General features: G+C 69.7%; 14 protein-coding genes. 7 read left to right on the plus strand and 7 right to left on the minus strand.

What is annotated here, in order from left to right; translation table 11 throughout:
* The first annotated feature begins 47 nt into the window (after positions 1-47).
* The 3 genes from A7U43_RS14980 (at position 48) to A7U43_RS14990 (ending at position 3429) form a co-directional block, all read left to right on the plus strand.
* A complete protein-coding gene (locus tag A7U43_RS14980; protein ID WP_068002780.1) occupies positions 48-1217 on the plus strand; it encodes an FAD binding domain-containing protein in 1170 nt (389 codons plus the stop codon).
* Positions 1218-1337: 120 nt separating this feature from the next.
* A complete protein-coding gene (locus tag A7U43_RS14985; RefSeq protein ID WP_067996650.1) occupies positions 1338-2330 on the plus strand; it encodes an amidohydrolase family protein in 993 nt (330 codons plus the stop codon).
* Between the two features lie 4 nt (positions 2331-2334).
* Positions 2335-3429 (plus strand): NADH:flavin oxidoreductase/NADH oxidase, encoded by a 1095-nt coding sequence (locus tag A7U43_RS14990; RefSeq protein ID WP_067996653.1) that lies wholly within the window; start codon positions 2335-2337, stop codon positions 3427-3429.
* A gap of 10 nt (positions 3430-3439) precedes the next feature.
* Here A7U43_RS14990 and A7U43_RS14995 read toward each other — a convergent pair whose 3' ends face one another.
* Complete coding sequence (locus A7U43_RS14995) at positions 3440-3844, minus strand: hypothetical protein (protein WP_067996656.1); 405 nt, start codon at positions 3842-3844, stop codon at positions 3440-3442.
* A gap of 69 nt (positions 3845-3913) precedes the next feature.
* Entirely contained in the window at positions 3914-4270 is a 357-nt protein-coding gene (locus A7U43_RS15000) for a hypothetical protein (RefSeq protein ID WP_067996659.1), read from the minus strand.
* Between the two features lie 37 nt (positions 4271-4307).
* On the opposite strand from A7U43_RS15000, the gene A7U43_RS15005 reads away from it, so the two are divergent.
* The 3 genes from A7U43_RS15005 to A7U43_RS15015 are packed head-to-tail and all read left to right on the plus strand — an operon-like array spanning position 4308 to position 6133.
* Complete coding sequence (locus tag A7U43_RS15005; protein WP_067996663.1) at positions 4308-5108, plus strand: nuclear transport factor 2 family protein; 801 nt, start codon at positions 4308-4310, stop codon at positions 5106-5108.
* A 54-nt stretch (positions 5109-5162) separates the two neighbouring features.
* Complete coding sequence (locus A7U43_RS15010) at positions 5163-5756, plus strand: hypothetical protein (protein ID WP_067996666.1); 594 nt, start codon at positions 5163-5165, stop codon at positions 5754-5756.
* Positions 5757-5776: 20 nt separating this feature from the next.
* Positions 5777-6133, plus strand: a complete 357-nt coding sequence (locus A7U43_RS15015; protein WP_067996670.1) for a DUF732 domain-containing protein — start codon at positions 5777-5779, stop codon at positions 6131-6133.
* On the opposite strand, the gene A7U43_RS15020 is transcribed toward A7U43_RS15015, so the two are convergent.
* Positions 6119-6916, minus strand: a complete 798-nt coding sequence (locus A7U43_RS15020; RefSeq protein ID WP_067996672.1) for an SGNH/GDSL hydrolase family protein — start codon at positions 6914-6916, stop codon at positions 6119-6121. The two genes, A7U43_RS15015 and A7U43_RS15020, sit on opposite strands and share 15 nt — an antisense overlap.
* A gap of 141 nt (positions 6917-7057) precedes the next feature.
* Complete coding sequence (locus tag A7U43_RS15025) at positions 7058-7345, minus strand: hypothetical protein (protein ID WP_156525928.1); 288 nt, start codon at positions 7343-7345, stop codon at positions 7058-7060.
* 112 nt (positions 7346-7457) lie between these two features.
* Between A7U43_RS15025 and A7U43_RS15030 the strand changes: the two genes are divergently transcribed.
* Complete coding sequence (locus tag A7U43_RS15030; RefSeq protein ID WP_067996678.1) at positions 7458-7928, plus strand: NUDIX hydrolase; 471 nt, start codon at positions 7458-7460, stop codon at positions 7926-7928.
* Between the two features lies 1 nt (position 7929).
* Here the strand turns inward: A7U43_RS15030 and A7U43_RS15035 are convergent, their stop codons facing one another.
* The 3 genes from A7U43_RS15035 to malQ form a co-directional block, all read right to left on the minus strand.
* A complete protein-coding gene (locus tag A7U43_RS15035; RefSeq protein WP_067996682.1) occupies positions 7930-9333 on the minus strand; it encodes a serine/threonine-protein kinase in 1404 nt (467 codons plus the stop codon).
* A gap of 23 nt (positions 9334-9356) precedes the next feature.
* Positions 9357-9794, minus strand: a complete 438-nt coding sequence (locus A7U43_RS15040) for a hypothetical protein (protein WP_231963321.1) — start codon at positions 9792-9794, stop codon at positions 9357-9359.
* Positions 9795-9858: 64 nt separating this feature from the next.
* Complete coding sequence (gene malQ / locus A7U43_RS15045) at positions 9859-11979, minus strand: 4-alpha-glucanotransferase (RefSeq protein ID WP_067996684.1); 2121 nt, start codon at positions 11977-11979, stop codon at positions 9859-9861.
* Positions 11980-11991 lie beyond the last annotated feature (12 nt).

The raw sequence follows: 11991 nt of genomic DNA on the forward strand, positions 1-11991 counted from the left end.
TGACAGCGGGAACGACGTGGGCCGCACGCGGTGCCACGATCGTGGCCATGGCATTCGACATCGTCACCGTCGTGGGTGGATCGCTCGGCGGGTTGGCCGTGGCGCATGAACTCCGCGCGATCGGAGCCGATGTCACCGTCTACGAGCGGTCCCGAGACCGCACCCAACCGCGCGGTGCCGGCATCGTCATGCAGCCCGAGGTTGCCGATCTATTGGAGCGGCTAGGGCACCCGGTCTCCTCGGTGAGCGTGCTCCTGCACGAACGCCAACAACTACACCGCGACGGCAGTATCACCCGCTACCACGCCCCGCAGTGGATGACGGCCTGGGACACAATATTCGGTGTGCTGCACCGGGCACTGCCCGCTGCGGCCTACCGGCTCGACAGCACGTTCACTGCAGCCGAGTCCGACGGCGAGGGCGTCACCGCCCACTTCGGCGCCGGGCACCGGGTCCGCTCGTCACTGGTCGTCGGGGCCGACGGGGTGGGCTCGGCGGTACGCGCATCGATGGGCGAGGGTGGCGCTGCGCGCTTCGCGGGATACGTCGCAGTGCGCGGGTTGGAGCCGGAGGCCGGTCTGCCCCGCGACCTGATCGATCTGTTCGCCGACCGCTTCACACTCTTCGGCACGCCCGGTACCCAGCTGCTGTGTTACCTGGTGCCCGGAGTCGACGGTCGGACCTCGGTGGGAGCTCGCCGGGTGAACTGGGTCTGGTATGTCAACGTCGGTGAGCCGGTGCTGGCCGGGTTGCTGACCGGGCGGACGGGACGGCGATACGACTATTTCGTCCCGCCCGGCGAACTGGCAGCGCCCGCCGTCGCCTGGCTCGGTGGGCTGGCCGCTACCGCGCTGCCGCCGCAGTTCGCCGAGTTGGTGCGGCACTCCAACGTCTTCTTGCAGCCGGTCTATGACATGCCGTCGGGACCCATGGTCGGTGATCGCGTCGTCGCCGTCGGTGATGCCGCCGGCACGGTGCGACCACACACGGCCTCGGGAACCTCGAAGGCGTTCGGTGACGCGGCCACCCTCGCGGCGACACTGGTGACCCACTGCGGCGGGGCCACCGAGGCACTGCGCCGCTGGGAATCGCGGCGGCGCGCCCATCAGGCGGCGCTGGCCGCTCACGGACTGGCGCTGGCGCGCCGGTCCGGTCTCGGGGACAGCGGTCCACGGTTCGACCCGACACCTCCGTTGCGAGTGTCCCTCGGCACATGAGACGGGGAGAAATATGTGTCTAAGCACATTGAGTCCACTACCGGCTCCGGACGACACTGATGGCATACCCGCAACTGAGAAGGGACGTTCCATGGCCGCGCACACCCGAGGTTTTCGCCCATGATCGCCGCGGCACCGGCGCCCGGAGTCATCGACGTGCACGCCCACTGGCTGCCGCGTCACCTGTTCGACCTGCCGGGGGACGCGCCGCACGGACGCATGCACGACCGCGACGGGCAGCTGTTCCTCGGCGATCTTGCGCTGTCCATCGCGACCGAGGCGATGAGTGATGTGGACGCCATCCGTGCCGACATGCGCCGTGCCGACGTGGGGGTGCGGGTGCTCTCCGCGCCACCGTTCGCCTTCCCCACAGCGCCCGGGCCTGAGGCGGACAGCTATGTGGCGGCGTTCAACGACGCGCTGACCGAGGTGGTCGCGCGGGCTGACGGTGCGTTGCTGGGTCTGGGCCTGGTGAGCCTGGCCGACCCGGCGGCGGTCAGCAGTCAGCTGGAGATCCTGGCCCGCACCGAAGGCATTGCCGGAGTGGCGATTCCGCCCCTGCTCGGAGCGCAGTCGCTGGACGGCCCGGCGCTGGGCCATGTCCTGCGGGAGGCCGCCCGGCTCGATCTCGCCGTGCTCGTGCATCCGATGCAACTCCCGCGCCCGGAATGGTCGGCCTACTACCTGAACAATTTGATCGGTAACCCGGTGGAATCCGCCACCGCCGTCGCCTCGCTGATCCTGAGCGGTCTCAAGGACGAGCTACCGAACCTGCGCATCTGCTTCGTGCACGGGGGCGGTTGTGCGCCTGGGCTGCTCGGTCGGTGGACGCACGGCTGGCGGGCGCGCGCCGACGTCCGTGCGGGGAACACCCGCACGCCCGACGAGGTGTTCGGCGAGCTGTTCTTCGACACCGTCACCCACGGCGCGGCGCAGCTGGCCCTGCTCAGCAATGTGGCAGGCACCGATCGGGTGGTCTGCGGCAGCGACTACCCGTTCGACATGGCCGATGCCGATCCCGCACGCTTCGCGGTCGAACACGGGCCCGGGCGGGAGAGCCTCATCCGCGCCGCCGCCACCTATCTCGGTGTGACAACCCGCTCGAAGGAGTGATCTCATGGCCCAGTTGTTCAGCCCGCTGACCCTGCGCGACGTCACCTTCGCCCACCGGGCGTGGATGTCGCCGATGATGCAATTCGCCGCCGTGTCCGCCGGGCCGGACGAGGGATCGCCCACCGACTGGCACCTGCAGCATCTTGGGTCCCGTGCGGTCGGCGGTGCCGCGCTGGTGATGGTGGAGGCCACCGCGGTGGATCCGGTGGGCCGTAGCAGCGTGTATGACCTCGGGCTGTGGAACGACCGCCAGGCCGGGGCGTTGCGCCGGATCGTCGACTTCGTCAGCGCGCAGGGGGCGGTGCCGGGCATCCAGATCGTGCACGCCGGGCGTAAGGGCTCCACCGGACGACCGTGGGAGCAACCGCTGACCGACCCGGACAGGCAGCGTTGGCCCACGGTGGGTGCCAGCGCGCTACCGTTCGGCCGGCTGCCGGCTCCCGAAGAGCTGAGTATCGACGAAATCGGTTCGATAACAGCCGCTTTCGCGGCATCGGCACGACGTGCCGCCGATGCCGGGTTCCGGGTACTCGAATTGCACGGCGCGCACGGATATCTCATCCACCAGTTTCTGTCCCCGCACTCCAACACGCGCACCGATCGCTACGGCGGCAGCCTGGTCAACCGGATGCGCTTCGCCTTGGAGGTGGTCGCCGCGGTGCGTCGGGTGTGGCCGGACACGTTGCCGTTGTTCTTCCGGGTATCGGCCACCGACTGGCTGGGCGGCGACACCGAGGATCCCCGCCCGGGGTGGACCATCGCGGACACCGTCGAGTTGGCGTTGCGGCTCAAGGATCTCGGTGTCGATCTGGTCGACGTCTCCAGCGGGGGCTCGGCGCCGGACGCTCAGATCGCCGTCGCACCCGGCTACCAGGTCCCGTTTGCCGCTCGGGTCCGCACGGAAGCAGGCATCGCGACCAGCGCCGTCGGCCTGATCACCGACCCGGATCAGGCCGAGCGGATCATCGTCGGCGAAGAGGCCGACGCGGTGTTCCTGGCGCGCGAGTTGCTGCGCGATCCCGCGTGGGTCCGCCGGGCCGCGGATCACCTGGGCGCCGAGCTCGGCTACCCACCGGCCTACAGTCGGGCTTTCCGCTGAGTGCGGCAGATCAGGCCGGGAAGAAGCCGTCGCCGGTCAGCACCCCGGGCTGCCAGCCGCGCGCACCCAGACAGAGCATCGGGCGCCCATCGGGTGTCTGCGCCGCGCCCTTGGCCACCGAGCACGGTGCGCCGACCTCCTGCACACCGTGCAGCGGGTAGGAGATCGTCCAGAACCCGGTGTAGACCGGCGGCCACTGGTTGGGGATCCAGCTGCACTTCATTGCCTGACCTCCGCGGCCGCGACCGAAGGTGAACAGCTGGGTGTTCTCACACGGGGCACCGAGCGCTGCGTGGTAGTTCATCCCCGGAACGTCGGTCGGGTAGCGGCCCGATTCGTCATCGGCCACGGCGGGCGCGGCGAAGGCCAGCGCGGCGGCCGCGATCGATGCAGCAACCGTCAATTCACGAATCATGTCCCACCCTTTGCCAGGTCTTCCCCGTACCGCGGCAGAGTTTAGTGGTGCCGGCCGTCCGCGCGGGGGCTATTCGGGCGCGTCGAGCACACTGACCGCGATCCCGTAGGGCAGGAAACGCACGCGCCGGGACGGGTCGGTGTTGTTCTTGTTCGCCCGCAGCGCGTCCAGTTCGCTGGGATAGACCTCTTCGATGTGGGCACCGCCCGCGGCGTCGACGCTGTAGATGGCCCACACACCGTCACCGGTGTCACCGGTGGTCTCGGGCCGGGCGGGCTGCGCCTGGCTGGTGAACTGATCGATCAGAGTGGACCAGCCGGCGCGCTTCCCGAACCGGTCGAGCGCGTCGCGCAGCCCCTCGCCGGCCTCGCGGGCGAGCCTGTCAAACTCTTCTGGGTCGATACCGAACGGCCCGTTCTGGCTCATCGCCGTCCTCCTTCACACCGGGGTGGTAACCAAGGATATGTCCACAACACGAAGTGCGGTTCTGGCAACGGTGGAGCGCTCGCCCGCGGCCGCCGGTGCGCATGATCGGACCGGCTGGGTCGGACTCTTCACCGGCGACGCGACCATCGAGGATCCGGTCGGTTCACGACCGCATGTGGGGCGCGCGGAGATCGAACGGTTCTATGACACCTTCATCGGGCCGCGAGACATCACCTTCGACCGCGCCATCGACATCGTCCACGGCCGCACCGTGCTGCGCGATCTGACGCTCACGGTCCGGATGGGTGCCGTGGTGACACTGCGCATCCCGGCCATCCTGCGCTACGACGTCGCCGGCGGCTCAACCGACGAGCTGCGAATCGCTTCGCTGCAGGCGTTCTGGGAGCTACCGGCGATGGCCTGGCGGTTCGCCCGGAACGGGCCCGCCGCGGTGCCGGCCTCGCTGCGGCTGACCCGCGCCCTGCTCGCCAATCAGGGGGTGGCCGGGGCGGCCGGATTCGTGTCCGGGGTGGTGGGCGTCGGCGCCCGCGGTAAGCGGCTTGTCGCGCAGTTGGTCGACGATGCGTGCGCAGGCAACGAGGTGGCGGTGAAACGGTCGCTGGGAGCAGCCGAGATCAGCTCCGGCGACGATGAACGGCTCAAGCCGACCGAACTCGTCGCGGCGCTGGCCGGTGCCCGCCGACGGACCACCCTGGCGGCGGGCCAACACGTGGCCCTCAGCGTCACCGGACCCGCTGGTGACGCGGTGTTGATCGCCGATGTGGCGGCGCGACCCGGCCGGGTCCAGCGGCTGCGGTTGTTCGTCGACCAGGCGTAGAAGCCCGGCCGGGAGAACGCGGCGCCTCGGCGACATGAGACGGTGATAACCACCATGGACAGTTCTTCCCCCGGACCTGCCGGCGACAGCGGGCCGCAGTATCTGCGATACGAGGAGTTCGGCCGCCGCTTCTTCGAGGTGGCGGTCTCGGAGAAGCGCGTCGCGGATGCGATCGGTGCGATCGCCGGCGACGAGTTCGAGATGGGCCCGATGGGCCAGGGCCCCGGCGGTATCGCCAAGGTCACCGCCCGGGTGCGCATCCAGGCGCCCCGGGTCACCCGCAACGTCGGCCAGACCATCACGTTCGACATCCGCATTCCGCTGGAGATCAACATGGTCATCGACCTGCGGATCGACCGGCCACGATTCATGGTGTTCGGGGAGATCGCGCTGCAGGCGACGGCCCGCGCGGCGGCCCCGTTGCTGCTGATCATCGACGTCGACAAGCCGGGACCCCGAGACATCGCGATCCACGTGACGTCCGGCACGCTGCGGGCCGAGGCGCTGCGGGTGCTCGCCGGCATCGATGCCGAGATCAAACGGTTCATCGCCGCGCACGTGGTGGGGGAGATCGACAGCCCGGGAGCGCGGCAGGCCCGGATCATCGATGTCGCCGCCCAGATCGACGCGGGCTGGGCCGGGATCTGAGCACCGTAGAATCGTCGACCATGCGCCCCATCGCGATGACCCTGTCCACCCTGAGCGCGGCCGCCGTGGCGCTCATCGGCGCCGCGCCGGCCGGCGCCGACTCCGTAACGGACAGCTTCCTCAACGCCGTCGACCAGGCCGGGGTGACGGCGCCGAACGCGGTGGACACCGCGGCGCTGGGGCAATCGGTCTGCCCGATGCTGGCCGAACCCGGTCAGGACGCGGCCAATGTCGCCGCCCGGGTCGCCGACACCGCGGGTATGCCGCTGGGCCCGGCCACCATGTTCACCGGTATCGCGATCTCGATGTTCTGCCCGGCCGCGGTGGCCGGTATCGGCGACGGCAAGGTCTTCGGAATCGACCTACTGGGCTTGTGAGCGTTGCGCCGACACCGGCGTGAGCTCCGGGTGGCGCGCCACCCGGCCGTGCCCGGCGCCCCTGCCACGCAGATGCCGCCAGATCCACGGCATGAACATGTTCTGTGTCCACAGCAGTTGCGAGTACATCCGCGACCGCAGCGACTGGTGTGCCGACACACCCGCGCGGGGCAGCGCCCAGTCGTGGTTGCTGCCCGGTAAGCCCAGTGCCTCGGCGGCCGCCGAGGCGAACAGCTCGTGGCCGGTGCGGGATCCGTGCACGCGGTCGGGGCTCCACACGTCCGGATCGGTCATCGATTCCGCGTCGTAGAGATCCACGAGTCGGAAGTTGTGGTCGGCCGCCGCGGACCGGATCACCTCGTTGATCTCCAGTACCCGCGCGACCAGCAGCCGGCCGGCGGGCAGGATGCGCGTGATGTCGGGAAACGTCGTCGTGACCACGGTCGCGCCGGATGCGGCCAGCCGCCGGTGCAGTTCGTCCAGGTCGGCGAGCGCCGCGCGGAACCTGCGGCCCGGGCGGGTCACATCGTTCATCCCGACGCATACCGTGACCAGGTCGGGTTGCATCGACAAGGCTTGGGGCAGCTGCTCATCGAGCACGTCGCGCACCCGTTTACCGCGGATGGCCAGATTGGCGTAGCTCAGCCCGGGGGAGTGCAGGTCGATCATCCCGGCCAGTCGGTCGGCGAATCCCATCAGCGCTCCGGAATCATCGACGTCCCAGAGTCCTTCGGTCTGGCTGTCGCCGACGGCGACATATCTGCGGTACCGGTGCTCGGCCACGGTGCAGACTGTAACGGGCCCAACGTGTTCCGCGCCGTGCGCTGTGGCGACGGCCACATCGTGTCGTGGTGGCGACGGCCACATCGTGTCGTGGTGGCGACGGCCACATCGTGTCGTGGTGGCGACGGCCACATCGTGTCGTCAGCCGATGCCGACGACGATCACGTTTGCGGTGGGTCGCAGCGGTGCCAGCCCGGGCGGCACGCCGGCCACCCTGGCTCGGGCCATGGGTGCGGCGCCCAGCGGGCCGATATCGACGAGGGTTGCCTCGCTTGCCTGTTCAACGGTGGTTTCGGTGCCGGTGTCAGGGCCCTCCGGGGCGGCCTGGGCGGGGGTGGCGAACGCGATCGACGCTCCCGTCAACGCCGCTGTGAGCGTGCCGCCGATATGCCCGCGTGCCCGCGGGATCTGCAAACCTCTTGCCGTCATGGCCAACTGCCTTCTTTCGCTGCTCTGCCGAGTCCAACCGACTTAGGTGGGACTACATTCCGGCGGCTGCAAATACTTGACATGTGACGTTCACCCCGGATTAACCTGCGGTATGCCGCGATTGAGCGCTGGTTTGTTGGTGTACCGCGTCATCGAAGGCGTCCCGGAGGTGCTGATCGGTCACCCTGGCGGGCCGTTCTGGGCCCGCAAGGACGACGGCGCATGGACGATACCCAAGGGTGAGTACGACGACACCGAGGATCCTTGGGTGGCGGCGCGGCGCGAGTTCGCCGAGGAGGTCGGCCTGCCCGCACCAGAGGGCCCGCGGCTGGCGTTCGCGCCGCTGCGCCAGCCCAGCGGCAAAGTGGTCACGGTGTTCGCCGTGGAGGCCGATCTGGATGTCCGGGACGCGGTGAGCAACACCTTCACCCTGGAGTGGCCCAGAGGGTCCGGCGTGTTCCGGGAGTATCCCGAGCTGGATCGGGTCGCCTGGTTCGGTGTGCTGGAGGCGCGCGAGAAACTGCTCAAAGGTCAACGGCCGCTGCTGGATCTACTGTTGCAGCGAATCGGCCACGGCGGCTAGCTCAGGGCAGGCCGTTGCTCTGGCGGATCTGCTCGCGGCATTCGCGGCGGGTTTGTCCGGTCTGCTGCATGCAGACCCGGACCGGGGATTCCTCGGCGACCGGCAGCGGGTCGTCGGTGGGGTCGGTCGTGACCGTCGGGATCGGAACCGCGCCGGGCGTCAGCGACCAGATGGTGGCGTTGGTGTCCTGGAGCGAGGCGCAGTAGGCCGCCGACCCATCGGAGGTCGTCGCGGTGCTGCCCACCGGCAGGCAGTCGGCGCCGATCACGACCGGCGCCGCTGCTGCCGACGACGTGGTGGCTGCCGGGGGTGCGGTGGCGGTGACCGGTGTGGTCGGCGCTGTGGTCGCCGGCGCGCTCGCCGATGCGGTCGTCCTGGTCGCCGACGACGGGGTCGGTGCCGCGGTCGGGCGGTCCTCATCGGCGCGGTTGAGTTCGAAGACGGCGGCGGCGATGGCGACACAGAGCAACACGGCGAGAACCGCGGCCACGATCACCGGGGTGCGCGGCCCGCCCGCGCGGGTGGGTGCGGCAGCCGGCGCGGCCTGTGTCAGGCCGAGGGTGTCGCCGTCGAGTTGAAGCCGCAGGGCCTGCGCGAAATCGCCGCACCGGTCGAACCTGTCGGCGGGGTCCTTGGCCAGCGCCTTGGCGAACACCGCATCCAGGTGAGCCAGTTCGGGGCGGCGGTCCCCGATGGCCGGGGGTAGCGCCGAAAGATGCTGACTGATCACCACCGCCGGGTTCGAGTTCTGGAACGGCGGCCTGCCGGTGAGCAGTTCGTAGGCGGTGGCGGCCAGTGCGTACTGATCGGCGCGACCGTCCACGGCGTTGCCCATCAGCTGTTCGGGCGCCGCGTAGGACACCGTGCCGACCGTCATATTGGTCGCGGTGAGCCCGCTGACATCGTCGGACCATCGAGCAATGCCGAAGTCGGCCAGCAGGATACGGCGATCGGCGGCCTGCGTGCCGGACAGCAGGATGTTGGCCGGCTTGACATCGCGGTGCAGCAGACCGCGTTGGTGCGCGTAGTCCAGCGCGTCGGCGACGGCGGTGACGATCTCCTCGACATGCGTGGCGGGCAGGCCCTGCGGATGGTGTTCGCGCATGAACTTCGCGGTGTCGGTGCCCGGCACGTAATCCATCGCGATCCACAGTTGACCGTCGTGCTCGCCACGGTCGTGCACGCCGACGATATGGGGATGCCACAGCGTGGCGGCGATATCGGCTTCGCGTTCGAAGCGTTGGCGGTACTCGTTGTCCGCAGAGACCCCGGCGCGCAGGATCTTCAGCGCATCCTGGCGGGGAAGCCTCGGGTGTTGGGCGAGGTAGACCTCGCCCATGCCGCCGGTACCCAGACACCGCACAACGGTGTACCCGGCGAAGTCAGCCCCTGCGGCCAATGGCATGGGCGGAATCCTAGACGGCAGGTCTAGGCGGGCGGCGGCACGGGCGCGGGCGACGTGGGAACGCCTGCACCGGGAGGCGGCACCGGGGTGGGTGTCACGGTGGTGATGCCGTTGGCGCCGATGGTGCGCCCGCCGGGGCCAGAACCGCTCGAGCGGTTCAGGCCGGCCTCGTCAAACGCCGCCTGGGTGCAGTTGAGCATCAGCTGCACGCGTCCGTTGCTGGTGAACTTCTGCTTCTCCACGACGCAGAGGCTCTGCTGCATATCGCTGCCCACGGCACCGCCGAAGGTGGCCTTCATGCCGGCGCCGGCCAGGATCTGCACCGCGCGGCCGTAGGGCTCGCCGACGACGTTGTAAGGGCTCTCCGCGGCCGGATCGGAGCTGGCGGTGCCCGCCGTGATCAGTGCCGCCATGGCTGCGGCGCTGGTGCCGAGCCCTAACGCGATGAGCTTCTTGTTCACGTGCCCTCCGGGTGTCGCGGTGCGGTGCGAACATATCGCAGAACCGCACCTGTAGAAACTCCAGTCACGTTTCCATCGTCCGTACCTGGGATTTCATTACTTCCGCCAGCGCCGCGGCCCGCGGGTCGACGAAGATGTCCTCGATCCGCACCCGACGGCCGTCCGGCCCGGTCAGCGGCACCCGCCAGTTCGGGTATTCATCGGTGGTGCCGGGCTGATTCTGGGCCCGCACATCGCCGACGGCGTCGGGCAACGCCAACGCCAGCAGCTTGGACGGGGTGCGGCCCAGATAGGCGTACAGACCGCGGATCATCTCGTCGGTGTCGGGGTCCGCGCCGACGAGGCCGAGCCGGCGTAATTCGGCCAGCCAGGCCGCCTGCTCGGCACGATCATGGGCGAGTTCGTCCTCGGCCGGCCGGGTCAGCAGGCCGAGCTCCTCGCGTATCCGGATGTGCTCGCCGGCCAAATACCCGGCAGTCGGGGGGAGGTCGTGGGTGGTGACCGAGGATAGGCAGGCGGCGCGCCACCGGTCGGCCGGCAGCGGCTTGTCCTCGCGGCCCCATTCGCGGTCGCGTTCGAACCACAGGATCGAGGTGCCGAACAGCCCGCGGACGCTCAGGTAGTCCCGCACCCACGGCTCGACCGTCCCCAGGTCCTCGCCGACCACCACGGCGCCGGCCCGCATCGCCTCCAGCGCCACGATGCCGATCAGCGCGTCGTGGTCGTATCGCACGTAGGTGCCCTCGGTGGGCGGTGCGCCGTCGGGGATCCACCACAGCCGGAAGAGTCCGATGATGTGGTCGATGCGCACCCCACCCGCATGCCGCAACACCGCGTTGACCAGCGCGCGGAACGGCGCGTAGCCGGCCTTCTCCAGCTGGTCGGGCCGCCACGGCGGCTGCGACCAGTTCTGACCCAGCTGGTTGTACTCGTCGGGCGGGGCGCCGGCGCTGACGCCGAGGGCCAGCACGTCCTGCAGCGCCCACGCGTCGGCGCCGTTGGGATCCACCCCGACCGCGAGATCGTGCATGATGCCCAGCGTCATACCGGCCTGCACCGCGGTCGCCTGCGCGACGGTCAGCTGGTCATCGAGCAGCCACTGCAACCAGCGGTGGAAGTCGACGGCCTCGGCGTGCCCGGCGGCGAACTCCGCCACCGCCGCGCCGTCCGGATGGCGCAACGATTCCGGCCACAAGTGCCAATCCGGTCCGTGCACCTCGGCAAGTGCGCACCAGGTGGCGAAGTCGTCGAGGCTGCGACCCTCGCGTTCCCGGAACGCGGTGTAGGCGAGTTCGCGGCCGGCCGAGCGCGGCACCCGGTACACCTGTCGCAGGGCGGCCCGCTTGACCTTCCATGCCGCGTCGCGGTCGATGCCGTCCTGCCTGCGGGCGCGGGCGGCGAGGTCGGCGCGCGCCTTGCGCAGCGGTCCGCGCTTGCGCAGGTGGGCGTATTCGACAACGGCCTCTACCCGCAGATAGAGCGGATTGACGAAGCGGCGGGAGGTCGGCAGGTACGGCGACGGTTCCATCGGCGCCACCGGCGCGGCCGCATGCAGCGGATTGACCAGGATGAACCCGGCGCCGTGCTGCGCCGCCGACCACACCGCAAGATCGGTCAGATCAGTGAGATCGCCTGTACCCCATGAATTTTCGGATGTCACGCTGTACAGCTGGGTGGCCAGGCCCCATTGTCGGGTCGCCGGGGCGGGCAGCGTGGCCGGCGCGACGATGAGTGTGGTGGCGGTGTCGGTCGAGCCGGTCTGGGCATGCAGTCGGTGATAGCCGGGCGGCAGGTCGGCGGGCAGTTCGAAGCTCGCCTCGCCGACCAGCCTGCCGTCCAGATCATAAGGCGGACGGTTGTTCTCCAGTTGCCGCAGCCCGGTGCGCACCGAACCGTCCTCCAGCCGGATCCACAGCCCCACCGGCTCGCCATGGGTGACATGCACCCAGAACGATGCCGACGTGCCCGAGCGGGTCACCACGGTCGGCGGCAACGCACGACCGAAGTGTTCGCGGTCGTAATTGCGCTGGGCCTCGTCGCGCTCGGCGGCGCTGCCGGCCGGCACGCCGAGGGCCCCCAGCACCGCGATCAGGGTCTGCTCGGGAACCGGCACCTCGCGCCCGCGCCAGTCGATGAATTCGGTCGCCACCCCGTAGCGCTGAGCGAGGTCGGCAAGTTCGGTCATGCCCGCAATCTT

This window comes from Mycobacterium adipatum, assembly GCF_001644575.1.
Taxonomy (GTDB): Bacteria; Actinomycetota; Actinomycetes; order Mycobacteriales; family Mycobacteriaceae; genus Mycobacterium; species Mycobacterium adipatum.

What these genes read in the sequence shown, in the direction of transcription:
- A7U43_RS14980 (WP_068002780.1), top strand. Translation starts at nt 48, where the DNA reads ATGGCATTCGACATCGTCACCGTCGTGGGTGGATCGCTCGGCGGGTTG.
- A7U43_RS14985 (WP_067996650.1), top strand. Translation starts at nt 1,338, where the DNA reads ATGATCGCCGCGGCACCGGCGCCCGGAGTCATCGACGTGCACGCCCAC.
- A7U43_RS14990 (WP_067996653.1), top strand. Translation starts at nt 2,335, where the DNA reads ATGGCCCAGTTGTTCAGCCCGCTGACCCTGCGCGACGTCACCTTCGCC.
- A7U43_RS14995 (WP_067996656.1), bottom strand. Translation starts at nt 3,844, where the DNA reads ATGATTCGTGAATTGACGGTTGCTGCATCGATCGCGGCCGCCGCGCTG.
- A7U43_RS15000 (WP_067996659.1), bottom strand. Translation starts at nt 4,270, where the DNA reads ATGAGCCAGAACGGGCCGTTCGGTATCGACCCAGAAGAGTTTGACAGG.
- A7U43_RS15005 (WP_067996663.1), top strand. Translation starts at nt 4,308, where the DNA reads ATGTCCACAACACGAAGTGCGGTTCTGGCAACGGTGGAGCGCTCGCCC.
- A7U43_RS15010 (WP_067996666.1), top strand. Translation starts at nt 5,163, where the DNA reads ATGGACAGTTCTTCCCCCGGACCTGCCGGCGACAGCGGGCCGCAGTAT.
- A7U43_RS15015 (WP_067996670.1), top strand. Translation starts at nt 5,777, where the DNA reads ATGCGCCCCATCGCGATGACCCTGTCCACCCTGAGCGCGGCCGCCGTG.
- A7U43_RS15025 (WP_156525928.1), bottom strand. Translation starts at nt 7,345, where the DNA reads ATGACGGCAAGAGGTTTGCAGATCCCGCGGGCACGCGGGCATATCGGC.
- A7U43_RS15030 (WP_067996678.1), top strand. Translation starts at nt 7,458, where the DNA reads ATGCCGCGATTGAGCGCTGGTTTGTTGGTGTACCGCGTCATCGAAGGC.
- A7U43_RS15035 (WP_067996682.1), bottom strand. Translation starts at nt 9,333, where the DNA reads ATGCCATTGGCCGCAGGGGCTGACTTCGCCGGGTACACCGTTGTGCGG.
- malQ (WP_067996684.1), bottom strand. Translation starts at nt 11,979, where the DNA reads ATGACCGAACTTGCCGACCTCGCTCAGCGCTACGGGGTGGCGACCGAA.